We start from the raw sequence: 20,219 nt of genomic DNA, 5'->3' as shown, positions 1-20,219 counted from the left end.
CTGAACCGGTATCCGGGATCGGTTTGGGCTTTGAGCAGTGCAGCCCCAGGGGCTGACAACATCTGGTTCGGGATTTCGGTCTTGACAGAGCGATCGGAGTCGGTATATAGACCTTTGTTTCTACTACGGGGCACGTGCCCTGATGCGAGTGGCTTTCCCCATGGTGCTGTTCTGCAAGGGCGCCATGTTTAAAAAATTGAGATATTCGAGGAGGTGTGGTTGTGGCTAACCATCGTTCAGCTCTTAAGCGGCATAAACAGAGCCTGATCCGGCGTGACAGAAACCGGGCCGTGAAGACCCGTGTCAAGAACGCATTGAAGACCGTGTATTCCGCTGTGGAAAACGGGGACAAAGGTCAGGCGGAAGAGGCCTTGAAGCAGGCGTCTTCGGTGTTGGACCGCGCTGCCACCAAGCGGGTCATCCATTGGCGTAATGCGTCCCGCCATATATCCCGGTTGACGAAAAAGGTGAACGCCCTCGGCTAGTCACCGCGTCACAGGAAAATTTGCAAAAGCGCTTCTCCGTTTTCGGGGAAGCGCTTTTTTTCGCATTCCAGAAGGCGTGTCCGGCCGGGAGACGTCTTGGCCGTTGGCGCTATGGGGCCGGGTCAGGCGGTGGGGGAGTCCGGCGTCAGGGCCCAGTTGAGCCCTGGAGTACCGGGCAGCAGCCCCAGCTCGGTGGCGTACTTGGCGAAAAGGAGCAGGCCAGCCTGTTCCTCTGGGCCGAGGCAGGGGACAAGGTTGCGCCAATAGGCGCGCAAGCTTGCCGCGTCGAGCCAATTGGGGCGGGTGGTCTGTTCGAGCAGGGTCTCAAGCGGCCCCGGCCAGTGTGCGCTCACATCGGCAATGGTTCGGGCGACCTGGTGCAACATCGCATTGTGGCTCGGGTCCAGGCCGCTGCGGACAATCCAGACGGCAAAGACAAAAGGCAGGCCTGTGAAACGGTGCCAGGCCTCGGCGAGATCGTAGACGTACCATCCTGCAGGTGGGTTGCAAAAAAGGCGCAAAGCAGCGTCCCCGATCTCCAGAAAGGGCGTGCCACTTGCAATGCCTTGGCCGGGATCGACGGTCCCCCATTGGGGAGGCTCCAATTCCCAGGCAAAATGCCACAAAATTTTGAGCAAAGCCACAGAAGAGGCCGAGGCCGTGGTCAGAAGCACTTTCTGGCCGCCCTGTATTTGTTCAAGAGGAATCGGGGAGACGAAAAGGACGCTTTGCACGGCGCCCCGGGCGCTGACGCTCGCCCCAGGCAGCAGAGAGTAGTGCTCGGCATTTCGGAGGTACTCGAAACTGGAGGAAGGCGCGAGGTCCAGGGTCCCTTCTTTCAGTCCGGCGTTGAGTTCCGAAGGATGCCCCCGGTGGTAGGCGACTTCGTTCGTCTGGGAGAATTGGTGTTCCAGCGCGGCAAAAAAAGGTTGGACGTTGAGGTAATCGATGCGTCCAATGCGCAATGCGGTTGGCATGCCCTGATCCCTTTGGGTCGGTGTGCGATATGAAAAAGCGGACGACCCCTGGATAAGGATCGTCCGCTGCCTTGCGGTGTGGTCCGCCGCGCTGGGCGCGGCGGTGACCAGACGCCTGTCTTACTCGGAGAGTTGGGCGAGCAAGGTTTCCTTGATGGAATCGATATCGCCCTCGCCGTCGAGTTCAATGTACTTTGTCTTGCCCTGATTGGCCAAGTCTTTGAAATAATAGGCAGCAGCCAATGTTCCTGTCTGATCATCATAGTAGATGTCATGGCGCTTATCAATGGCCGCTTCATCCTGGTCGTCGGCGCGGGACTTCAATTCACCGCCGCAGACCCGGCACTTGTCGCCGTCGGGCTTGATGGCGTCGATGTAGACGTTGTTGGGGTGGTTGTTGTCGTTGACGCACAAGCGGCGGCCCATGATCCGGTTCTTGGCCACTTGGCGCGGCAGAAGGATCTCGATGACGTAGTCCAGGTCCATCCCTTTTGCTTGCAGGGCTTCCCACAGCTTTTTGGCTTGTTCGATGTTCCGCGGAAAGCCGTCAAGCAGCCAGCCGTTTTGGCCCTTATTTTCCAGGGTTTCCAGAACCATGGGGATGGTGATTTCATCAGGGACCAGGTCACCGCGATCGATGTACGCTTTGGCCTGTTTGCCGAGATCGGTGCCACCGCTGATGTGTTCGCGAAAGATCGCACCGGATTCGATGTGTGCGACGTCAAATTTCTTTTTGACCAGTGAACCTTGGGTTCCCTTTCCACTGCCGTTCGGACCGAAAATCAATATGTTCATGTCATCCTCCTGAAGAAAAATTTCACAAAGTGATAGACCTGTCTGGCAAGCCTGTCAATGTCCGGAATATATTTCCTTTTGTAGCGGTCTCAGCCACTGGAGTCAGGCAGCCTGGGCCGGACCTTGAGAATTTTTTCCTTTTTGAGGGACACGGTGCCGGGGGGAGCGCCCTTGGGCTTGCTGACATATTTGGCTTGTGTGTACACCACCGGGACGACGCCCCCGTTGCGGGCCTTGCTGTGGTAGGCGGCGATGGCTGCAGCAGCCTTGAGGATCTCCCGGTCCGGCTCACCGCTCTCGTGCGCCTGGAGCAGGACGTGACTGCCGGGCTGGCCTTTGACGTGGAACCACCAATCGTTGGCAGCGGCATCTTTCAAGCTCAGCAGATCGTTGTCGGCGTCGGTCTTGCCCGCCAGCACGGTCCAGCCGTCTGGAAGGGTGTAGGTATGCGTCTTGGCGCGGGGCATAGGGTTCCTTTACTGCAGTTCTTGGCCTCCCTGGCGCAGGGAGGCTACATTCATAACCATGTCAGGAAAATACAATGGGCAATAGTGAGCAAATTGAGCGGATCGCAGTTCCCGAAGAATGGCACGGGGTCCGAATTGACCAGGGGTTGCGCCTGCTGGCGCCCGAAAGCGGCCTGCGCCAGCGGCAACAATGGTGCGCTTCCGGCCGTGTGCGTCAGAACGGAAGGACCGAACGCAAGGGCGGTCGTCTGGAGGCGGGAGCAACGTTGGAATTGCTCCCGGAGCCTCTTCCCTCGAAACCGCAGCCCGCGTCAGGGGTGCGCGTTGTTTCGGTGGTCAATGCCCTGGCTGCGGTCTTCAAACCCGGCAATGTCCATTGCGAAGCCCAGTCCCACAATCCTGAGCCAAGCGTGGAGTCTGTCCTGCCGAATCTGTTTCCCCGCCAACGCCCACGTCTGTTGAACCGTCTCGATTACCCCACCTCGGGGCTGGTGCTGGTGGCCTTGAGCCAGGGCGCGTTCGATCAGTACCAAATCTGGCAGGATGAAGGCCGGGTGCGCAAGACGTACTGGGCGGAAATCCACGGGGAGTGGACTGGCCCGGAACTGCTCAAATGGCGGATCGAGACCGCCAAACGCAAGAGGGTGGCTGTTGTCTTTGAACCTGACCCTGATCCGCTGCGGTGGACCCATGTCCGGGCCCTGTATCGCATCGCCCCAGGGCGCACCCGGGTAGAGGTGGTCATCGCCAAAGGGCGGCGCCACCATATCCGGGCCCATCTGGCAGCGGCAGGGACCCCGATCCAGGGCGATTCGCTGTATGGCGAGGACTCCCCGTCCGCTCCGCTTTACCTGCACCACCTCCGGGTCCATATGCCTGGATTTACCGCTGAAACTCCCCCGCCCTGGAGTGAAAACTCAGCAGCCCGCTGAAAATTCCCCAATGGCGGCGTTGCGGCAAAACGTTCAAACTCTTACGTATCCCAATACGCTGCGACCTTGAACGTTTTTTGCGCCTTGCCCTTAGGTTTTTTGAGCGGGCTGCTGGATACGGTATGGTGTTCCGTTCAGATAGCAGCCCGCTGAAAATTCCCCAATGGCGGCGAGATGAGCTGTATTGCCCTGTCCCGTTAGAGATCGAGAAGGGCCTGGGCGAAGTCGGTCCCGGAAAAGGGGCGCAGGTCCTCCATTTTTTCGCCGAGTCCGATAAAAGTGATGGGGATTCCATATTCCAGGGAGACGGCGACCACCACGCCGCCTTTGGCAGTGCCGTCGAGCTTGGTCAGCACGATTTCGTCGATGTCCATGTCCTTGGCGAACAGTTTGGTCTGCGACAGGGCGTTCTGGCCGGTGGTGGCGTCCAGGACCAAAATGGTGCGGTGCGGGGCACCGGGGTGTTTCTTGGCCAGGACCCGCTTGATTTTGCGCAGCTCTTCCATGAGGTCGACATTGGTGTGCAACCGTCCGGCGGTGTCGACAAAAAGGGTGTCATAGCCTTCGGCCTGGGCCGTATCCAAGGCCTCGTAAGCCACGGAGGCCGGATCGGAAAACGGGGCTTTGGCATAAAAACCGGCTCCGACCCGTTTGGACCAGATCTCGAGCTGTTCGATGGCTGCGGCGCGAAAGGTGTCTCCGGCGGCGACCATGACCTTTTGTCCCTGCATATGGGCGCGGTGGGCCAGTTTGGCGATGGTCGTCGTCTTGCCCACGCCGTTGACGCCGATCATCAAGACGACCTCCGGAGGCTGTGGTTTGATGCGCTTGGCGGGCTGGGGAAACAACGCGGCCAATTCTTCCTTGAACAAGGTCTTGAAGGTCTCGCTGTCGTTGCATCCTTCCTGGCGGACCCGGTCCCGGAGGCGTTCGAGCAGGGTCGTGGTCGCTTTGAAGCCGACATCGGACATGATCAGGATCTCTTCGAGGTCCTCCCAGAAGGCGTCGTCGAATTGTTTGTTGAGCTGTAAAAGTTGATCGACCTGTTTGGACAACTGTTCTTTGGTCTTGGTCAATCCGCTGGAGAGCTTGATAAACAGCCGGCTGCGCTCGTCTTCTTCGTCTTCCAAGTCGAGCGCCAGAGCCAAACGGTACTGGAGTTCGGAGCGGAATTCCTCAACCCGCTCGTATTCCATCTCGTCCAGCCAGTTCCGAAAGTCCTGGATGAAGGCCGCGGCTTCGTCTTTGGGGACTTCCAGATTGTCCAGGAGGAAGGCCAGGCGTTGCCAGAGTTCGGGACTGGCTGAGCTGATACCGGCCAGAATGTGGTCGAGCCAGACACTGAGACGGGGTTCGGCTTCCTGCAGGGCCTGGAGCAGCTCGGTCTGCCAGGGCGCTTGTTCCATTTGCCCCTGCTCAACGGGACCCGGTGTTGGTTTGTGCTCCTGCCCGAGAGCATGTTCTTCAACTCCGGGGGCGGCTTCCTGGTCATTTTTACGCCAAATTTTTGATATCTTAGAGAAAAACCCCATCCTTCACTCCTCGTTTTATCCTCTTGCGGTGGATTGCAATGTCGTTTCGTGGGCGTATCGGCGGATCTGGAAGCGCTGGTTCAGTCTGGATTCGTGTCGTTGCTTGTGCACGGTTCAAGATGCCAGCAGGGTGGCACCAGAAATGGGGCGACCAGGCTCCGTTACGACCTCAGGTTTCGGAATTGAGCGGGTATTTTTGCCACAAAATCTTGCCGTGGGATTTTTTGTACTTTCGCAATAAGACATACAGGGCCCCGGCGCCTCCGTGGCGGGGCAAAGCGGTGGCAAAGGCCAGGACAACCCGTTTGAGCGGGTCCTGGGTCAGCCAGGCCTGAACTTCGTCGCGCAGCACCCCCCGGCCTTGGGGGGAATTGCGGCCCCGGCCCGGGATGATCAGCAGGCAGCGACGCCCCAGGAGGTATTGACTGCGCACGAATTCCAGCAGTTCGAGTTTAGCGCCGTCCGTGTTCGCCCCGTGCAAATCGAGGTGGGCTTCAAAACTGTATTGTCCGGCCTTGAGCTTGCGCACTTTGCGCTGGTCGAGCCCCCGGACGTGGCCCTCGATAAATTCCGAGGTGTGCTCCAGTTCGAATTCGACGTTGCCTTGGACCAGTTCCCGGAGATAGGCCTTGGCCTCAGCTTCGGACTGATCCGGAGCCGGAGGGTTGTGAACGTTTGTGGGGGCCGGGACCTGGCGTCCATTGGCCTTCAAAGGGCGCACTCCCTGCATGGCCTGCTGGAAAAGGCGCGACTCCTCATCCGGTTCCCGCTCCTGCGCCGGGGTATTGGCAGGGGAGCGCGAGCCCGACTGCGGGCGTGCAGGGCCAGTCCCCTTCTTCTGCTTCGAGGCAGTGGGAGGGGATTGGTTCGCAGGCCGTTGCTTGGAGCGGGGACTGGCCGGTTTGGTTCCGGCCGCTTTGGGATTTTTGGCCCCGTCTTTTTTCTGGCCCTGCTTTTCCATGTTCCGGGCAAGTTCTTCAAATGATGTAAATCGCATAGGCGTCACGCGGATTTGGCAGGCCGTTACAAATTTCCAGTGGCAGTCACGCGGCAAGGAGTTCAAAATGGAACGCAGGGATACGTCCGAGCTGGTGAAACACGAGCAGGTTTCACGGAGGAAATGCGGGCTTGAACGTGTTTGCGGCTTGCCCTTGTGGTCTTTGAACGGTCTGCGGGATGCGGTGTTGTTCAACTGTCAGTACGAGGGCTTAAAGCCAATGGCTCAGAGGATACCGGAATTTCCACTGCCGGGCAAAACTTGGAATTTCATGCCAAATGGGATAGTGCATTGGCTTTCTTGGCAGTCAAGCCGGATTGGAGAATATCTGTATGCCACAGTCATCTGCGCCCCCGACCATTCTGGTGGTCCTTTCGGATGAGCACCAGGCCCGCGAGGTGGAAGAGCATTTGCGTGCCTGGGGCTATGAGGTCCTGCGCGCCTCAGGGCATATGCGGGCCTTGACGCTTCTGGATGATGCCGTTGTTGATCTGGCGCTGGTCCAGGCGCAACGGACTGATCTGGAGGGCAAGGAATTCTGCCGCCTGGTGCGCAACCGGATCCGCCAGGACTTCTATCCGCCGTTGTGGCTGGTTTTTCTCGGCGCCGAAGAAGAACGGGTTCGCGTGGCTCAGGAAGCCAATGAGGCCGACGATTTATTGCTCAGTCCGTTTCATTGGACGGAATTGCGCTGGCGGGTGGAGCACGGTCTGCGCCATCTGCGTACCCTGCAACAGCTCCGTGACGGGAGCCGGAAAGATACGGGGACCGGGCTGTTCAGTCAATCCGGCTTTCGATCCCTGCTGCGTGAAGAGGTCAATCGACTGGCCCGGAAACAGGATTGGTTTTCGTTGCTCGCTTTGCATCTTTCCGGTTTGGAAACCGTCTACCGCGACCTGGGAGCGGCCTGGACCAAATGGTTCGTCGTGGATTGGGGCCGCCATCTGCTGACGCGACTGCGGGACTATGACAAGCTGGCCGAGGTGACACCGGAGCGGCTGTGCCTTCTGGCCCCAGAAGTGCCGCCCCAGGGAGGGGTGGCTTTGTGTCGGCGCATCCGGCACGACTTCGAGGACTATTGCCGCAAGAACCTCCCGGCTTCAGGTGGCGGCTTGCACCTTATTTGTCAGGGATTTTCAGTGCATATCGATGTGCCTGTGGACGGCCAACTCCAGGCCGCAGAGGAAATCATGCACTGGGCCGTCCAACCCTTTCCGCGTAACGAGGACAGGTGGCGTCAGGGCCGCCTGCACGCCGAGGGATTCGAATGGAGGGAAGAGGGGAGATGAAAGTTCGATTTCTCGGGGCCGCCCGGACCGTGACCGGCTCGTGTTATCTTCTGGAAACAGAACAGTACCGTTTTGCGGTCGATTGCGGCCTGCACCAGGGCAATCAGGAGATCGACGCCCGAAACTGGGATTTGAGCCTCTACACCCCGGCTGAGCTGGATTTCATGCTCGTCACCCACGCCCATATCGACCACACCGGGCTCTTGCCGCGCCTGGTCAAATTGGGATTTTCGGGCCCGGTCTATGCTACGGAACCCACCTGCGGCTTGATGGAGATCATGCTCCAGGACAGCGCGCACATCCAGGAGATGGAGGCCCAATGGCGCAACAGAAAACGACTGCGTCACGGCGGGAAGCAGCGTGAGCCTCTGTATGCCCGGCAGGACGCCGAAGCCGTTTTTCCCCTTTTGCGGCCGCAAGCCTACAATGAAATGTTCGAGCCGGTGCCCGGTCTGCGCGTCAATTTCAAAGATGCCGGCCACATTCTCGGCTCCTCGTTTATCGAGATCTGGGTGGACAGCGAGGCGCAGCGGACCAAGCTGGTCTTTTCCGGGGATCTGGGACGCCCCAATCAATTGATTGTCCGTGAGCCGAGCATCGTCGAGACGGCCGACTATCTCTTTATGGAATCGACCTACGGGGATCGCAACCACAAGGATGAAGACACCAGTCGGGAGGAATTGGCAGAGGCGATCGGGTATAGCTACGGCCACGGGGAAAAGGTCATTATTCCAGCCTTTGCTGTCGAGCGGACCCAGGAGATCATCTATACCTTGTATCTGCTGCACAAGGAGGGCAAACTCCCGCCGGACATGCCGGTCTATGTGGACAGCCCCCTGGCGACGAAAGCGACCGAGGTCTTTCGGCGCAATCCGGAATTTTTCGACCGCACCACCCGTGAATTGCTTGAGAATGGCGAAGATCCCTTCGGATTGCCCCAATTGACTTTCACCCAATCCACCGAAGAGTCCAAGGCCCTGAACACTTTGAGCGGACCGGCCGTGGTCATTTCCGCCAGCGGGATGGCTAATGCCGGACGGATCAAACACCATCTGCGGCATAATCTCTGGCGCCGTGGAGCCAGTGTCGTCTTTGTCGGCTTTCAGGCCAAAGGGACCACGGGACGGAAGATCGTCGACGGGGCTGAAACGGTCCGTATTTTCGGGGAAGAGGTCGCTGTTAGTGCCCGGGTGTATACGATCAACGGTTTTTCCGCCCATGCCGGACAACAGCAGATTCTGGACTGGCTCGGTCATTTCCGGACCAACGGGATGCAGGTGTTTCTGGTGCACGGGGAATACCAGGCCCAGCAGACGTTGGCCGAATTGATCGAGGGGCAATACGGACTTCGGGTCGCGATTCCCGATTATCTGGAAGAAATCACCCTCCATCCTGGCGGGGAGAGTGAATGCGACACCTCCTTGCAGCAGCGCTTGCCCCAAGTCGATTGGGATTGGCTGATCCAGCAGGCCCAGACCCAACTCGACGAACTCCATTCCCGCCAAACGCAATTGGCCCGCCACCCGATGGAAGAGCAATGGGAAATCCGGGACCGGCTCCAGGAGATCACCAGCCAATTGACCAAGTTGATTTCCGGCCTGGCAAACACATAACTGTCTTGGGACAACCGCTGCTGGCATTGTGTGGGGGCACGACTGGCGCAGCAATCGCGCCCAGTCCGGCCGATTTTTTTTGCCGTGAATGCCACTTGAGCAGGGGAGGGCAAACGCTTCGCGCAACCGAATCTCTGCGGGGCGGGAAGCGGATGTTGGCTGTCGTGCCCCACGGGGACAACGGGTATTGTCGTAGCTTTTTTCCGGATGCAGTGAGCCAAATGAGAGCAGGGCGCCTGAAGCGCAGTCGTTTTCCAACGGGCAAACAATCAGAGTGGCAGCACCATGCGTATAATCAGCGGGATATATAAGGGGCGGCAGATCGCGACCACGTCGGGGCCCGGATATCGGCCGGCGACGCTCAAGGTCCGTGAAGCGCTGTTTTCCATGCTCGAAGCCCGCGGCGTGACCTGGCCGGAGGCCCGGGTACTGGATCTTTTTGCCGGTAGCGGCAGCCTCGCTTTTGAAGCATTGAGCCGCGGGGCGGCAACGGCCTGCGTGGTGGAGAAAAACCGGCGCGCTGCCGGCAGCATCAGCAAGACCGCCCGTTCTCTCGGCCTGGACCGGGGCCAGTTTCAGGTGGTCACCGGCGATGTCCAGCGTTTCCTGCACCGTCCGGTCACGACACGGTATGACGTCGTCTTTGTTGACCCCCCTTACGGTCAGGGGGTATTGCTCCCTGCGCTTGAAACATTGACCTCGAGCGGGTGGCTGGCCCCTGAGGCGTTTGTGGTTGCTGAGGTTGAGGCCCAGCTGAATCCCGGCCCAAACACCCCGGCCGGACTTGTGATGGAAGTGGATAGGTTGTACGGTCAAACAAGGATTTGCATATGGCAGGCACAATAGCCCTGTACCCCGGTACATTCGACCCCTTGACCAATGGGCACGTCAGTCTCATCCGGCGGGGGTTGAAGGTCTTCGATACCGTTATCGTCTCCGTGGCCAAAGATACGTCCAAGGTGCCTCTTTTTACCCTGGAGGAGCGCGTGGAAATGGCCCAGGAGGTCTTTGCCCACGAGCGCCGGGTCGTGGTGGAACCCTTTGAAGGGCTGCTTGTCGATTATGCCGAAAGCCGTGAGGCCACAGTCATTTTGCGCGGATTACGGGCCATCTCGGACTTTGAGTATGAATTTCAGATGGCGCTTATGAACAGACGATTGAACCGCGACATCCAGACCGTGTTCATGATGACCGACTACACCTGGCTGTATATCAGTTCGACGATCATCAAGGAAAGCGCCCGGCTCGGGGGAGATGTCAGGGGACTGCTTCCGGAACCGTGTTGGGACCGGCTGCAAAACAAGCTGGGCCTTCCCCTGGGGCGGTGATGTTCCGGCAAGAGCTTTGCGGGGCGATACATGACCATGGTTGACAGACCGGAGCCACCACCGATTGTGTGTGTTGTCGGCCCTACGGGGACCGGAAAGAACCGGCTTGCCCTGCATTTGGCCCAGTCCCTGGATATCGCGATTGTCAATGCCGATTCCCGCCAAGTGTATCGGGATTTTCCTGTCGTTACCGCCCAGCCTGATGCCCAGGAGCAGTCGGTGTGCCCCCATTATCTGTACGGATTTCTCCCGACCTCGGACAAGGTCGATGCCGGGTCGTTCGTGCGCATGGCCCGGGAGGTCATTGCCGAGGTCCTCGACAACGGCCGTCTGCCAGTGTTGGTCGGAGGAACTGGGCTGTATTTGCGGGCCCTGGTCCACGGTTTGGCACCGACCCCTCCCATACCCGAGTCCATTCGCAAAAAAGTTGCTTCTGTGGTCAGGCATCGAGGGCGGCAATGGGCCCATCGGGTCCTGAGCCGGCTTGATCCCGAGTGGGCGGCCAAAGTCCATCCCAACGACCGGCAACGGGTGACCCGGGGGCTTGAGGTCCGTCTGGCCACAGGGACGCCGTTGAGCCAATGGCATCGGCAACAGACTCGAACCCCGCGCTACAATGCCTTGACTTTGGGGTTGGATACGGATTTGGCCGCTTTGACCCCGCGGCTGGAAAGCCGCATCCGGCGTATGCTTGACGCCGGGGCCGAGGATGAGGCGCACCGGGCCTGGGCCCGTTGTCCCGACCCCGACGCTCCGGGGTGGACAGGAATCGGCTGCGCCGAACTGCTGGCCATGATCCGCGGCCAGTTGTCCCGTGAAGAGGCCTGCCGGCTCTGGTTGCAGAACACCCGCGCCTATGCCAAGCGTCAGATGACGTGGTTCAGGAAGGAGTCCGAGGTCTTCTGGGTCCAGCCCGACGCCAGGCAATGGCCTTTGGAATTGGTCAGCGATTGGCTGCAATCGGCCCGGGGTTGATCTCCAGGCCCGCGACACCTGAATACGGCGTTGTCAGTTGGGGCTGAGCGAGTTGCGGGGGCGTTGCCAGTGGTGCGTTTGTCTCCGGGATCCTTGTGGAAGACACTTTTCAAGCCTGTGATGCGAACACGTCCTGTTTCAGGGACCTGAAGGACCCAAGCGGGCGGCCGACTGAATAGACAGCGTCGCCCTTTGTCTGGAGAACCGTTTCATGCACCGATACCACCTACGCGCAGTGATTCGTTGTTTTGCGCTGCTTCCCGTTTTTCTCCTGCTCCTGCCCTCCGTGGTCCCGGCGAAAGTGCTGGAGGCAGTCGGTCCCGGCCGGGTGGATTGGACGGCGCAGCGCCTGGAAGCCACCGGCCGATCCTCGGCCTGGAGCTATACCGGTGACAATGCCACGGCTCGAATTGATCCGGCCGTGCTCCAGCGCGGGGCGGCCATCCAGGCGAGACGCCAGCTGTTCGAGGCCTTGAAAGAGGTGCGTGTCGACCGCCAGTGGCGTGTGGGGGATCTGCTCAAGCAGCGGCCTCAGCTCCGGGAGACTCTCTCGGGGCGGGTCCACAGCCCGGCTCTGGCCGATGGGGCGAGGGACGATACCCGTCAATCCGTGCGGCTGACGCTGACTGGGACGCTTCTGGAAACGCTCATGCCCCCGAAAACCCATTTCAACGGGCAGGCCGCCGCGGCCAGCGAAGGGAGCAACGGGACTGCCGAATACACCGGGGTCGTTATCGACGCCAGGAATATCGCCCTCGAGCCGGCATTATTCCCCCGGATCTATGACGACCGGGGAGAGCTTATTTACGGGCCCGCCGCAGTTCGCGCTCAGGCCGCACGCCAGTCAGGCCTCGCGGTCTACGTCAGGAGTATGGCGGCTGGATTGGCACACCCGCGCGCCGGGCAGCGCCCCGTTGTGCTGGAGGCTTTTTCCGCGCAGGGCAGGTTGGGCACGGACGCGGTGGTTCTGCATCAAAACGAGCAGCTGGATCAGCTCGCCTCAGCACTGCGTCACGCCCGGGTGATCATTGTCCTGGGCAACACTGATTCCCAGGGCCAGAATACCGCTGCACAAACGGGTGCCGGCAACGGCTCGGAAAAAGGCCAAAGTGAGGTACAGGAATTTGAGCTCCAATAAGCAGAGTCGCATGACGGATCTGATGGGGGTGCTCGCGGCTGGAATCCTGGTGGTATTCGGGGTCCTGATTGGAGGGACCGCCAACGCTTTGGCCGGGATGCAACAGGTGGTCCTGGAGCAAAATCCAGCGGATCACAGTCCTCGGGGGCAATGGACCACAGCCGACAAGGCGCGCAACGTTGCCTTCGTCAAGGCCGTAGTCCAGGAAGCCGAGGCCATTGTCCCGGGGCGGATGGACCCGGCCCAGCGAGCGGCCGTGCGCAAAGAATTGGCTGGGGCCGCCCGATCGCTGGTGCTGAGCTACGCCGGGGAACGGTACACGCGTTCGCCAGGTCGTATTCGGTATCAGGCTGAAGTGGCGGTGAATACGCCGCAACTCAAAGCGCGTCTGAAGAAGTGGGGGACGTTTTATACGGCGGGCAATGCTGTTGGGTTTCGTCTGGAAACCCAGGGCCTGACCGAAGAGCAGCGGCGGGAGGTCTCGCATTGGCAGGCTGTGAGCGGGGTCGCGCCCCGTTCAGTGGATGCCCCGGCATTGCAGATCGTTGCCCGGGACGGTCTCTGGCGTTTGGAACTGCGCACCCAGGGGCAGCGGTGGAGTCATAGTGCACCTGGGGTGGCCACGGCGTGGCAGGAAGTCTGGAGCCGGTATTTTGCTCAGTCCGCTATTCAGGCCAGGGTGGTGGACAGGATGCGTCTTGAGGTCTCGGGTTGGCCTACCGTGGAAGGCGTCTCGGGCTGGTCCACACTTTTGGGCGAATGGGATGCGAGTGTCGATGAAGCGGAATTGGTCACCATGCGTCTCGACGAAGCGGGGGTCCAGGCCCGGTGGGTCTTGCGCGTGCTCGATGCCGCACGTCTCAAACAACAGGTTTCCCGGGCGGCTTCACGACAGAAGCTGGATTTTGCCCTCGAAGGGCTGGACGCCCAAGGGAGTTTCCAGGCTCCCTAGCAGGCCGTTGCCAATCCCCCAATGGCAGCAAAGCTGTACTCCGTTCAAACTCGTACGGACGGATACGTACGTTGCGACCGTGAACGTGTTGTCGGCCGTCCCCCGGGATGGTTGAACGATCTGCGCTAGAAGAATTTTGGAACGGTTAGTGAATGGGGCCAGCCTTGGTGCCAGAGGCCGCCAGAAAGCGAACAAACAGATTGGAGCCGGGGCCCAAGGCCTCAGGCAGCGAGTGGGCCATAAAAAAGGCGGGAGAAAATGTCCCGCCTCTTACGTATGCTGTCGCTGACTGTCCCCTGTGGCGCCAGAAATGGCGTCGGGGCACCTGTCAGCCCAAGGCTCGCGGCTTCGGCCTGACTCCTGTCGCGCAGGGAAGACGGCTATTTTGAGGAATTGGCTGAATCGCTCTTGTTGTCGTCGTCTTGGGTCTTTTGTTCGGAATTGATTTGTTCTTTTTCGGAAGTGACATCGATTTCTTCTGGCTCGCCAGTGGCCTTTTTGAAATTTTTGATCGCCCGACCCATGCCTGAGCCAATTTCCGGGAGCTTGTTCGCACCGAAAATCACCAGGACAATGGCCAGGATAATAAGCAGTTCTGGAATTCCTATGCCGCCAATCATTGTTTGCAAGCCTCCTGAGATGCCAATGGTTTGGTGCGGATACGCCGCTCAAGCGGGGGGCACGACAGAACACCTGCCTGCCAATCCCCTGAAGAGAAACAAAAACTGAACTCTGTGTACCTGCTTTGTCACGGTTATGCAATGCTCTGCGCCATTGATTCGGCAGGCTTCCGGCGGTGTCCATGAGCGGCATCCCTCAGGGGCGGTCTCCAGAATCGATTTACGGGTCGAAGCGCTTTCCGGGCAAGCGGTTTCTCTGGTTGATGGGTATTTTTGTGTAAAAGGGCCCTACCTATGGACAGTTTTTCCCCCCTGCCTGGCACCGGGTGCCGTTTTTACCGGCACGGCGTCTGTTTGTACGAGGAATGCCGCAATCCCGGCTGGCAGACGGCGTGGCGCTGTCGGGCGCTGGACAAGCTTGAGGACGATTTTACTGCGTATATGGACCGTGCGGAATGTTTCGGCCTCTCCGAGGAACACGCCCGTCATTTGTGGGAACGGCGATGGGAATCGGTCTGGATTTTGCCGTTTTTGTGTCCTGACTTTGCCCCTGCCCCGTCAGACGCCCAGGAATGTTGCTGGCTATGGGGTGATGTGTGTCTGCGAGCATTGCCTCCATGCCCGGGACGGTGCAGGGAATTTATTCTCGCGGGACCATTGGATCCATAGCCTCGCGGTACCTTCGGGGGCGCCCCGTTTTGGAGTTGCAAATCCCTTTTCCAGCACGCAGCGCTTCAGCACGTCTTGTCCTGGACGACACAGGGAAAGACAGGGTCTGCGATTGCGTGTTGCGCGGAAAAGTGGCACTATTTCACCACCCCTTTTTCAAAGGGAGGGGGCTGCGTTGTGGATCCCCGTGGAGTGTCTCGCGGCGGTAGCAGCAGGATAGACTCAGATCTCAAAGCTCGGGGCCCTTTCCCGTCTCCTGTGTGGCACCGGCAGGACTGTGGTTTTGTCGCAATGCCCGCTCCCGGAAGATCATTCCTGGCGGTCCTGGCTTGGTTGTTCCCCGCCGTAGGCGTCCCGCTGACCCCTCGATCCTTGGAGTCCCCGGAAGACGTGTCCCGACATTCGTGTGACTGCCCGGGCTCGAAGAGCCGGGAACAGCGGCCCCAAATCCTTTGCACCAGTTGTCTACAAGGCGGCAGAAGTGAACCAGACACCATCACGACAATTCCTGTATTTTCCCGACCTCCATTCCTCGCTTGGGCCAGCCACTCTGCCAAGCGAGGTCCGTTTTTTGGACCCCGGTCTCGCTGAGGCTGAGGATGCGCGTTACTGGCGTCCGGAGGGACTGGTTTTGGAACCGGAGCAGGCCCGTCGTGCCCTGGGTGACCTCCTGGCCTACGGAGAACAGTTCTCGCCCCAGGATCTGGCGGCATTGGCCCTGTCAGATTTCGGTGATGACCCCGCCCAGAGCTCTATGGCTATCCAATCTGATTTGCGCCGGATGCTCAAAAAGGAAACACCAGATCCCCAAGCTGTCCAACGCCAAGTCCGATTGCAGGGCCAGATGATGCTCATTCTGGCCTGGGCCTTGGAAGAACGGTACATGGAACTCGATGAGTTGGAGCGGGGATTTGCCGATTCCTGGAATAAATTTTCCGAAGAACTCGGGTTGGACGCGGCTGAACGCCAAGAAGCCGGCCTGTCTGACGACCTCCTGACCCCGGTGCGGCACCGGGATATCTCCTGGCGCCGGCTGCTCGGGCCGTTTGCCCTGGTGACGCCGGCCGCAACCTGTCTGGTGACTGGTGATGCGGACATTTACGAGGAACTGGCCGACACCGGGGTCCGGTTTCATGAGGTCCCCGAGGACTCTGCCTTAGCTGGAGGGCAATGGGGGACGTTTTCATTGGCGAGTATTGTCTCTAGCCGGGAATGGGACCGTCTCAACGGGTTTGTTGTCCCCGAACAGGAGATCATTTTTTGGGCCCCGCGCTGAGGCGGGGCGACTCGATCGCGAATGTGCCGGCTGACCGGGTCCGCCGTGAACGTTGGATTCTCAGAGAAAAGGACCGCAGGCGGGGTGTAGGCCAGACCTGCGGTGGAGCAGAACACGAGCCCAAGGAGAGGGGAGATATGGCGAAGAGCAAAGTAGGCAAGCGGATCCGTTCTTTTCGAGAAGAACAGGAATTGACATTAGATGATGTGGCCGAACGCACCGGCCTTGAAGTCGCCTTTTTGCAGGCCCTGGAAGAGGACGAGGTCTATCCTTCCTTAGGGCCATTGCTGAAGGTCGCCCGAGCCCTGGGAACCCGGCTGGGGACCTTTCTCGACGATCAGATCAGCGAAGATCCGCTGATTGTACGTCAGACGGAGCGTGCCGAGGAATTGAGCATGCTCACGGGCAAGGACAAACCGGTCAGCCTGCGCTTCCACTCCCTGGGCAAGGGCAAATCCGACCGGAACATGGAGCCCTTTTATGTGGAGATTTATCCCGACTCCGAGCCGCAGAGCCTCTCGTCCCACGAAGGGGAGGAATTCATTGTCGTGGTCAAAGGAGAGGTGGAACTGGTCTACGGTGAGAATCGCTATGTCCTCGGGCCAGGTGATTCCATGTACTACAACTCCATCGTTCCCCACCACGTTGGGGCGGCCGGAGATGAAAAAGCCGAGATCTATGCTGTCTTGTATTTTCCGGAGTAATGCGCTTCTCGCCTGAACCGGCTGCGAGCACGAACTACTTTGAGAGGTTTTGTCTATGGCGGAGAGACCGTTGCGTGAGATAACCCTGGGACAGATGCTTGATGAAGCTGTGGCCCAGCACCCTGATAATGAAGCCGTCGTTTACGTTGATCGCGATTTCCGGCTGACGTATCAGGAATTCGGAGATGTCGTCGATCGTTTGGCCAAAGGGCTCATGGCCCTGGGGATCGGAAAAGGAGAAAAGGTGGCCATCTGGGCCACGAATGTTCCCTATTGGATCGCCCTGCAATTTGCTACGGCCAAGATCGGGGCTATTTTGCTCACGGTTAACACCTATTATAAGCAAAGTGAGCTGGAATATCTCCTGCAACAGTCCGAAGCGGAAAATCTGGTTCTCATCGACGGGTTTCGGGACACGGACTATATCCAGGTGACCTATGACCTCATCCCGGAACTCAAGACCCAGCAGCGCGGGGCGCTTCGCAGCTATAATTTTCCGCATTTGAAGCGGGTACTGTTTCTGGGGCAGGAGAAACACCGCGGCATGTATACCATCCCGGAAATCATGGCCCTGTCCCAGACCATCTCCGACTCAGCCTACGCCGAGCGCCAAGCGACCCTGGACCCCCATGATGTGGTCAACATGCAGTATACCTCGGGCACGACCGGCTTTCCCAAGGGGGTTATGCTGACCCATTACAATATTGGCAACAACGGGTTCTGGATCGGCGAAAACCAGCGTTTTTCCCATGAAGACCGCGTCTGCCTGCCTGTGCCGCTCTTCCATTGCTTCGGCTGCGTCCTGGGCGTTCTGGCTGCAGTCGGCCATGCGGCGACGATGGTCGTCCTCGAAGGGTTCAATCCGGTGCATGTCATGTCCTCGGTGGAGCAGGAGAAATGCACCGCCCTGTATGGGGTGCCGACCATGTTCATCGCCATTTTGGACCACCGGTTGTTTCCCAAATTCGATTTCCGATCCCTGCGCACCGGGATCATGGCCGGTTCCCCCTGCCCAGTACGGGTCATGCGCCAGGTCATCGATTCCATGCACATGGACGAAGTGACGATTTGCTATGGCTTGACAGAGGCCTCGCCGGTGATGACCCAAACCCGTGTGGACGACGATTTGCGCAAACGTGTCGAGACGGTCGGCCGGCCCATGCCGGAGATCGAGGTTCAAGTTGTCGATCCCGAGACCAATACCCCGGTGCCGGCAGGGGCGCAGGGTGAAGTCTGCTGCCGGGGGTACAATGTCATGGCCGGGTACTACAATATGGAGGAGGCCACAGCCGAGACCATCGACGCCGGCGGATGGCTGCATTCCGGCGATCTCGGAGTCATGGACGAAGACGGCTATCTGTCGATCACCGGCCGACTGAAGGATATGATCATCCGGGGTGGAGAGAATATCTATCCCCGCGAAATAGAAGAATTTCTCTACTCCATGGACGGAGTGGCCGATGTCCAGGTCGTCGGAGTACCCAGTGAGAAGTACGGGGAACAGATCGGGGCGTTTATCATCCCCAAATCGGATTTTGAACTCGCCCCCGAGGATGTCCGTGATTTTTGCCGCGGCAAGGTCGCCCGGTACAAGATACCCCGACACATCACCTTTGTCTCCGAATATCCGATGACCGCCAGCGGCAAGGTCCAGAAATACAAACTGCGGGAAATGGCCGCTGACATTTTTGATACCAGCAAATAAAAGGTGTTGTTGATCCATGCGTGCTTATGCTGCTCAGTCCTGTGGAATGGATCGGTTGCGTCCGACCCTGTATTGCAATCCGCTCTTGCCCGAGAGCTATTTCGCGCCGATCCGGGGCATCATTTTCGACTGCGACGGCGTGCTCATCGACTCCAAACAGGCCAATCTGGCCTTTTACAACCGCTTGCGCCATGCAGTGGGGCTGCCTTCGATGTCCAAGGCCGAGGAGGAATATGTCCACAGCCACACTGTGGCCCAGTCCCTGGCTCATATTCTGCCCCCCGAAGCCCAGGACCACGTCGCTGAACTGCGCAGCCAGATCCGGTACAAGGATCTCGTGCCGTACATCTCCATCCAGCCCGAGCTGATCCCCTTTCTCGAGTTCCTGGCCTCCCGCGGCATCCGGATGGCGGTCAATACCAACCGTACGGACACAATGGGTCTTATCCTGCAACTGTTCGACCTGGAGCGGTTTTTCTTTCCGGTCATGACCTCCAGCCAGGTTTCGTGGTCCAAGCCGCACCCTGAGAGCATGTACCGCATCCTCAATGATTGGCGATTGGGGGCGAAGGACGTGGTCTATATCGGCGATTCCGAGGTTGACGCCCGGACTGCCCACGCCGCCTCTGTCCCGTTTTGGGCCTATCAGGACCCGACACTGCCCGCAGATATGTATGTCCCGGATTTCGGGTGCCTGCGTCAGGTTATGGCTCTGAATCTGTCGTAACGAAGGTGGCCATTTCCCAATGGGGGACCGCGGCGCAGACAGGCCCTCGGACGCAGGGCTATCGATGCAAAAATGTGTCGCGGATTGCGTGGAGGACATCCAACCCGCTAGAAGATAAGGAGTTCCAATGTTTGTTGTGGCCAATTTCCTGCAGGCGTTCGCAGGGATTCTTGATACCGTTTTGACCCTGTACTTTTGGGTAATCATCGTTTCGGCTGTCCTGTCCTGGGTCAATCCCGATCCGTACAATCCGATCGTACGCATTATCTATAACCTCACCCAGCCCGTCTTTATGCGGGTGCGGCGCTGGCTGCCGTTTACCTATTTGAGCGGGATCGATTTTTCCCCTGTCGTCATCCTGTTGGCGATTCAATTTGTGAAAATGTTTGTGGTCAGAACCCTCTATCAAGTGGCAATGACCATGTAAGACACCCCTTTCGGGGTCTTGCCGTCCTTCGCGGTGCAGCGGAACTGGGAATGGGAAAAAACGACACGGTTTCGAAATCGCCTCCCTATGTGGAGGCTGCCGGCGAAGGCAAGTGGCGCTTGCGGCTCTGGGTCCAGCCCAAGGCCAAGAAAACGGCAGTGGTTGGGGTGTATCAGGATTGCCTGAAAATCAAACTCCAGGCGCCTCCGGTAGACAACAAGGCCAACCAGGCCGTGTGCCGTTTCGTGGCCGCCCGCCTGGGGCTCAGGCCGGCGGACGTGGATCTTGGCAGTGGACAAGCAAGCCGAAAGAAGACAATAGTTATTGCAAGTAGGGATGAACCCGATTGGACGTTATTGACCGACTAGGAGGCAACGTCATGGAGCAGTACGAACTGGATCTCATCACCAAGTATGGGGATCAGGACCCGCAGATCAAGGAGCTCTGGGAAGAACACCTCTCCTTGGAACGTGAATTGGAGCGGTTTGCCAACAAACCGTTCCTGTCGCCCCAGGAAGAGAGCCAGATGAAGGAGATCAAGAAGCGGAAGCTGGCTGGCAAGAGCAAGCTGCAAGATTTATTGGAAGAGTATAGAAAAAGGGAGGCTTGAT

The 20,219-nt window shown here is 58.9% G+C and carries 23 protein-coding genes; 17 read left to right on the top strand and 6 right to left on the bottom strand.

The window, feature by feature from the left end; genetic code table 11:
- Nucleotides 1-221: 221 nt before the first annotated feature.
- Entirely contained in the window at nt 222-485 is a 264-nt protein-coding gene (gene rpsT / locus DRET_RS08390) for a 30S ribosomal protein S20 (protein ID WP_015752112.1), read from the top strand.
- 122 nt (nt 486-607) lie between these two features.
- On the opposite strand, the gene DRET_RS08385 is transcribed toward rpsT, so the two are convergent.
- The 3 genes from DRET_RS08385 to DRET_RS08375 all read right to left on the bottom strand — a co-directional run bounded on the left by DRET_RS08385 (nt 608) and on the right by DRET_RS08375 (nt 2,724).
- The gene (locus DRET_RS08385; protein WP_015752111.1) at nt 608-1,462 is read right to left on the bottom strand and encodes a menaquinone biosynthetic enzyme MqnA/MqnD family protein; all 855 of its coding nucleotides are present in this window, start codon (nt 1,460-1,462) and stop codon (nt 608-610) included.
- 120 nt (nt 1,463-1,582) lie between these two features.
- The gene (locus tag DRET_RS08380) at nt 1,583-2,257 is read right to left on the bottom strand and encodes an adenylate kinase (protein ID WP_015752110.1); all 675 of its coding nucleotides are present in this window, start codon (nt 2,255-2,257) and stop codon (nt 1,583-1,585) included.
- Between the two features lie 89 nt (nt 2,258-2,346).
- Complete coding sequence (locus DRET_RS08375) at nt 2,347-2,724, bottom strand: NFACT RNA binding domain-containing protein (RefSeq protein WP_015752109.1); 378 nt, start codon at nt 2,722-2,724, stop codon at nt 2,347-2,349.
- A gap of 74 nt (nt 2,725-2,798) precedes the next feature.
- Between DRET_RS08375 and DRET_RS08370 the strand changes: the two genes are divergently transcribed.
- Nucleotides 2,799-3,656: a pseudouridine synthase family protein gene (locus DRET_RS08370; RefSeq protein WP_015752108.1), complete on the top strand. Its 858-nt coding sequence runs from the start codon at nt 2,799-2,801 to the stop codon at nt 3,654-3,656.
- A gap of 197 nt (nt 3,657-3,853) precedes the next feature.
- Here the strand turns inward: DRET_RS08370 and ftsY are convergent, their stop codons facing one another.
- Together ftsY and DRET_RS08360 are read right to left on the bottom strand one after the other, a co-directional pair.
- On the bottom strand, nt 3,854-5,188 hold the full coding sequence (ftsY, locus tag DRET_RS08365) for a signal recognition particle-docking protein FtsY (RefSeq protein WP_015752107.1): 1,335 nt from the start codon (nt 5,186-5,188) through the stop codon (nt 3,854-3,856).
- 169 nt (nt 5,189-5,357) lie between these two features.
- Nucleotides 5,358-6,185, bottom strand: coding sequence for a Smr/MutS family protein (locus DRET_RS08360; RefSeq protein ID WP_015752106.1), 828 nt, complete (start codon nt 6,183-6,185; stop codon nt 5,358-5,360).
- Between the two features lie 332 nt (nt 6,186-6,517).
- Here DRET_RS08360 and DRET_RS08355 point away from each other — a divergent pair, with 332 nt between their 5' ends.
- From DRET_RS08355 to DRET_RS08325, 7 genes are all read left to right on the top strand, one after another.
- Nucleotides 6,518-7,474 carry a GGDEF domain-containing response regulator gene (locus DRET_RS08355; protein WP_015752105.1) on the top strand — a complete coding sequence of 319 codons (957 nt, stop codon included), beginning with the start codon at nt 6,518-6,520 and terminating at the stop codon, nt 7,472-7,474.
- Nucleotides 7,471-9,087, top strand: coding sequence for an MBL fold metallo-hydrolase RNA specificity domain-containing protein (locus tag DRET_RS08350; protein WP_041281967.1), 1,617 nt, complete (start codon nt 7,471-7,473; stop codon nt 9,085-9,087). The genes DRET_RS08355 and DRET_RS08350 overlap by 4 nt, the downstream gene beginning before the upstream one ends.
- Nucleotides 9,088-9,372: 285 nt before the next feature.
- Nucleotides 9,373-9,933 carry a 16S rRNA (guanine(966)-N(2))-methyltransferase RsmD gene (rsmD, locus tag DRET_RS08345; RefSeq protein WP_015752103.1) on the top strand — a complete coding sequence of 187 codons (561 nt, stop codon included), beginning with the start codon at nt 9,373-9,375 and terminating at the stop codon, nt 9,931-9,933.
- Nucleotides 9,918-10,415, top strand: coding sequence for a pantetheine-phosphate adenylyltransferase (gene coaD / locus DRET_RS08340; RefSeq protein ID WP_015752102.1), 498 nt, complete (start codon nt 9,918-9,920; stop codon nt 10,413-10,415). Before rsmD ends, coaD begins: the two co-directional genes overlap by 16 nt.
- Nucleotides 10,416-10,445: 30 nt before the next feature.
- Nucleotides 10,446-11,390, top strand: coding sequence for a tRNA (adenosine(37)-N6)-dimethylallyltransferase MiaA (gene miaA / locus DRET_RS08335; protein ID WP_015752101.1), 945 nt, complete (start codon nt 10,446-10,448; stop codon nt 11,388-11,390).
- A gap of 211 nt (nt 11,391-11,601) precedes the next feature.
- The gene (locus DRET_RS08330; RefSeq protein WP_015752100.1) at nt 11,602-12,528 is read left to right on the top strand and encodes a hypothetical protein; all 927 of its coding nucleotides are present in this window, start codon (nt 11,602-11,604) and stop codon (nt 12,526-12,528) included.
- Nucleotides 12,529-12,538: 10 nt separating this feature from the next.
- Nucleotides 12,539-13,480, top strand: a complete 942-nt coding sequence (locus tag DRET_RS08325; RefSeq protein ID WP_015752099.1) for a hypothetical protein — start codon at nt 12,539-12,541, stop codon at nt 13,478-13,480.
- A gap of 380 nt (nt 13,481-13,860) precedes the next feature.
- On the opposite strand, the gene DRET_RS08320 is transcribed toward DRET_RS08325, so the two are convergent.
- Entirely contained in the window at nt 13,861-14,100 is a 240-nt protein-coding gene (locus tag DRET_RS08320; protein WP_015752098.1) for a twin-arginine translocase TatA/TatE family subunit, read from the bottom strand.
- Nucleotides 14,101-14,394: 294 nt separating this feature from the next.
- On the opposite strand from DRET_RS08320, the gene DRET_RS08315 reads away from it, so the two are divergent.
- The 8 genes from DRET_RS08315 (at nt 14,395) to DRET_RS08280 (ending at nt 20,218) form a co-directional block, all read left to right on the top strand.
- A complete protein-coding gene (locus DRET_RS08315) occupies nt 14,395-14,769 on the top strand; it encodes a hypothetical protein (RefSeq protein WP_041281964.1) in 375 nt (124 codons plus the stop codon).
- Nucleotides 14,770-15,250: 481 nt separating this feature from the next.
- A complete protein-coding gene (locus DRET_RS08310) occupies nt 15,251-16,045 on the top strand; it encodes a hypothetical protein (RefSeq protein ID WP_015752096.1) in 795 nt (264 codons plus the stop codon).
- Between the two features lie 137 nt (nt 16,046-16,182).
- A complete protein-coding gene (locus DRET_RS08305) occupies nt 16,183-16,749 on the top strand; it encodes a helix-turn-helix domain-containing protein (RefSeq protein ID WP_015752095.1) in 567 nt (188 codons plus the stop codon).
- Between the two features lie 55 nt (nt 16,750-16,804).
- The gene (locus DRET_RS08300) at nt 16,805-18,454 is read left to right on the top strand and encodes an AMP-binding protein (RefSeq protein ID WP_015752094.1); all 1,650 of its coding nucleotides are present in this window, start codon (nt 16,805-16,807) and stop codon (nt 18,452-18,454) included.
- Between the two features lie 16 nt (nt 18,455-18,470).
- Nucleotides 18,471-19,181, top strand: coding sequence for an HAD family hydrolase (locus tag DRET_RS08295; RefSeq protein ID WP_015752093.1), 711 nt, complete (start codon nt 18,471-18,473; stop codon nt 19,179-19,181).
- Between the two features lie 127 nt (nt 19,182-19,308).
- The gene (locus tag DRET_RS08290) at nt 19,309-19,608 is read left to right on the top strand and encodes a YggT family protein (RefSeq protein WP_015752092.1); all 300 of its coding nucleotides are present in this window, start codon (nt 19,309-19,311) and stop codon (nt 19,606-19,608) included.
- A gap of 50 nt (nt 19,609-19,658) precedes the next feature.
- The gene (locus DRET_RS08285) at nt 19,659-19,976 is read left to right on the top strand and encodes a DUF167 domain-containing protein (RefSeq protein ID WP_015752091.1); all 318 of its coding nucleotides are present in this window, start codon (nt 19,659-19,661) and stop codon (nt 19,974-19,976) included.
- A gap of 11 nt (nt 19,977-19,987) precedes the next feature.
- Nucleotides 19,988-20,218 (top strand): DUF465 domain-containing protein, encoded by a 231-nt coding sequence (locus DRET_RS08280; RefSeq protein ID WP_015752090.1) that lies wholly within the window; start codon nt 19,988-19,990, stop codon nt 20,216-20,218.
- The last annotated feature ends 1 nt before the right edge of the window (nt 20,219 follow it).

Origin of the sequence: Desulfohalobium retbaense DSM 5692, assembly GCF_000024325.1 — a bacterium.
Classification (GTDB): domain Bacteria; phylum Desulfobacterota; class Desulfovibrionia; order Desulfovibrionales; family Desulfohalobiaceae; genus Desulfohalobium; species Desulfohalobium retbaense.
This window is presented reverse-complemented; position numbering and strand designations above follow the sequence as displayed.

Bases quoted from the DNA above. Each gene is read 5' to 3' on its own strand.
- DRET_RS08385 (WP_015752111.1), bottom strand. From the start codon at position 1,462: ATGCCAACCGCATTGCGCATTGGACGCATCGATTACCTCAACGTCCAA.
- DRET_RS08380 (WP_015752110.1), bottom strand. From the start codon at position 2,257: ATGAACATATTGATTTTCGGTCCGAACGGCAGTGGAAAGGGAACCCAA.
- DRET_RS08375 (WP_015752109.1), bottom strand. From the start codon at position 2,724: ATGCCCCGCGCCAAGACGCATACCTACACCCTTCCAGACGGCTGGACC.
- DRET_RS08370 (WP_015752108.1), top strand. From the start codon at position 2,799: ATGGGCAATAGTGAGCAAATTGAGCGGATCGCAGTTCCCGAAGAATGG.
- ftsY (WP_015752107.1), bottom strand. From the start codon at position 5,188: ATGGGGTTTTTCTCTAAGATATCAAAAATTTGGCGTAAAAATGACCAG.
- DRET_RS08360 (WP_015752106.1), bottom strand. From the start codon at position 6,185: ATGCGATTTACATCATTTGAAGAACTTGCCCGGAACATGGAAAAGCAG.
- DRET_RS08355 (WP_015752105.1), top strand. From the start codon at position 6,518: ATGCCACAGTCATCTGCGCCCCCGACCATTCTGGTGGTCCTTTCGGAT.
- DRET_RS08350 (WP_041281967.1), top strand. From the start codon at position 7,471: ATGAAAGTTCGATTTCTCGGGGCCGCCCGGACCGTGACCGGCTCGTGT.
- rsmD (WP_015752103.1), top strand. From the start codon at position 9,373: ATGCGTATAATCAGCGGGATATATAAGGGGCGGCAGATCGCGACCACG.
- coaD (WP_015752102.1), top strand. From the start codon at position 9,918: ATGGCAGGCACAATAGCCCTGTACCCCGGTACATTCGACCCCTTGACC.
- miaA (WP_015752101.1), top strand. From the start codon at position 10,446: ATGACCATGGTTGACAGACCGGAGCCACCACCGATTGTGTGTGTTGTC.
- DRET_RS08330 (WP_015752100.1), top strand. From the start codon at position 11,602: ATGCACCGATACCACCTACGCGCAGTGATTCGTTGTTTTGCGCTGCTT.
- DRET_RS08325 (WP_015752099.1), top strand. From the start codon at position 12,539: ATGACGGATCTGATGGGGGTGCTCGCGGCTGGAATCCTGGTGGTATTC.
- DRET_RS08320 (WP_015752098.1), bottom strand. From the start codon at position 14,100: ATGATTGGCGGCATAGGAATTCCAGAACTGCTTATTATCCTGGCCATT.
- DRET_RS08315 (WP_041281964.1), top strand. From the start codon at position 14,395: ATGGACAGTTTTTCCCCCCTGCCTGGCACCGGGTGCCGTTTTTACCGG.
- DRET_RS08305 (WP_015752095.1), top strand. From the start codon at position 16,183: ATGGCGAAGAGCAAAGTAGGCAAGCGGATCCGTTCTTTTCGAGAAGAA.
- DRET_RS08300 (WP_015752094.1), top strand. From the start codon at position 16,805: ATGGCGGAGAGACCGTTGCGTGAGATAACCCTGGGACAGATGCTTGAT.
- DRET_RS08295 (WP_015752093.1), top strand. From the start codon at position 18,471: ATGCGTGCTTATGCTGCTCAGTCCTGTGGAATGGATCGGTTGCGTCCG.
- DRET_RS08290 (WP_015752092.1), top strand. From the start codon at position 19,309: ATGTTTGTTGTGGCCAATTTCCTGCAGGCGTTCGCAGGGATTCTTGAT.
- DRET_RS08285 (WP_015752091.1), top strand. From the start codon at position 19,659: ATGGGAAAAAACGACACGGTTTCGAAATCGCCTCCCTATGTGGAGGCT.
- DRET_RS08280 (WP_015752090.1), top strand. From the start codon at position 19,988: ATGGAGCAGTACGAACTGGATCTCATCACCAAGTATGGGGATCAGGAC.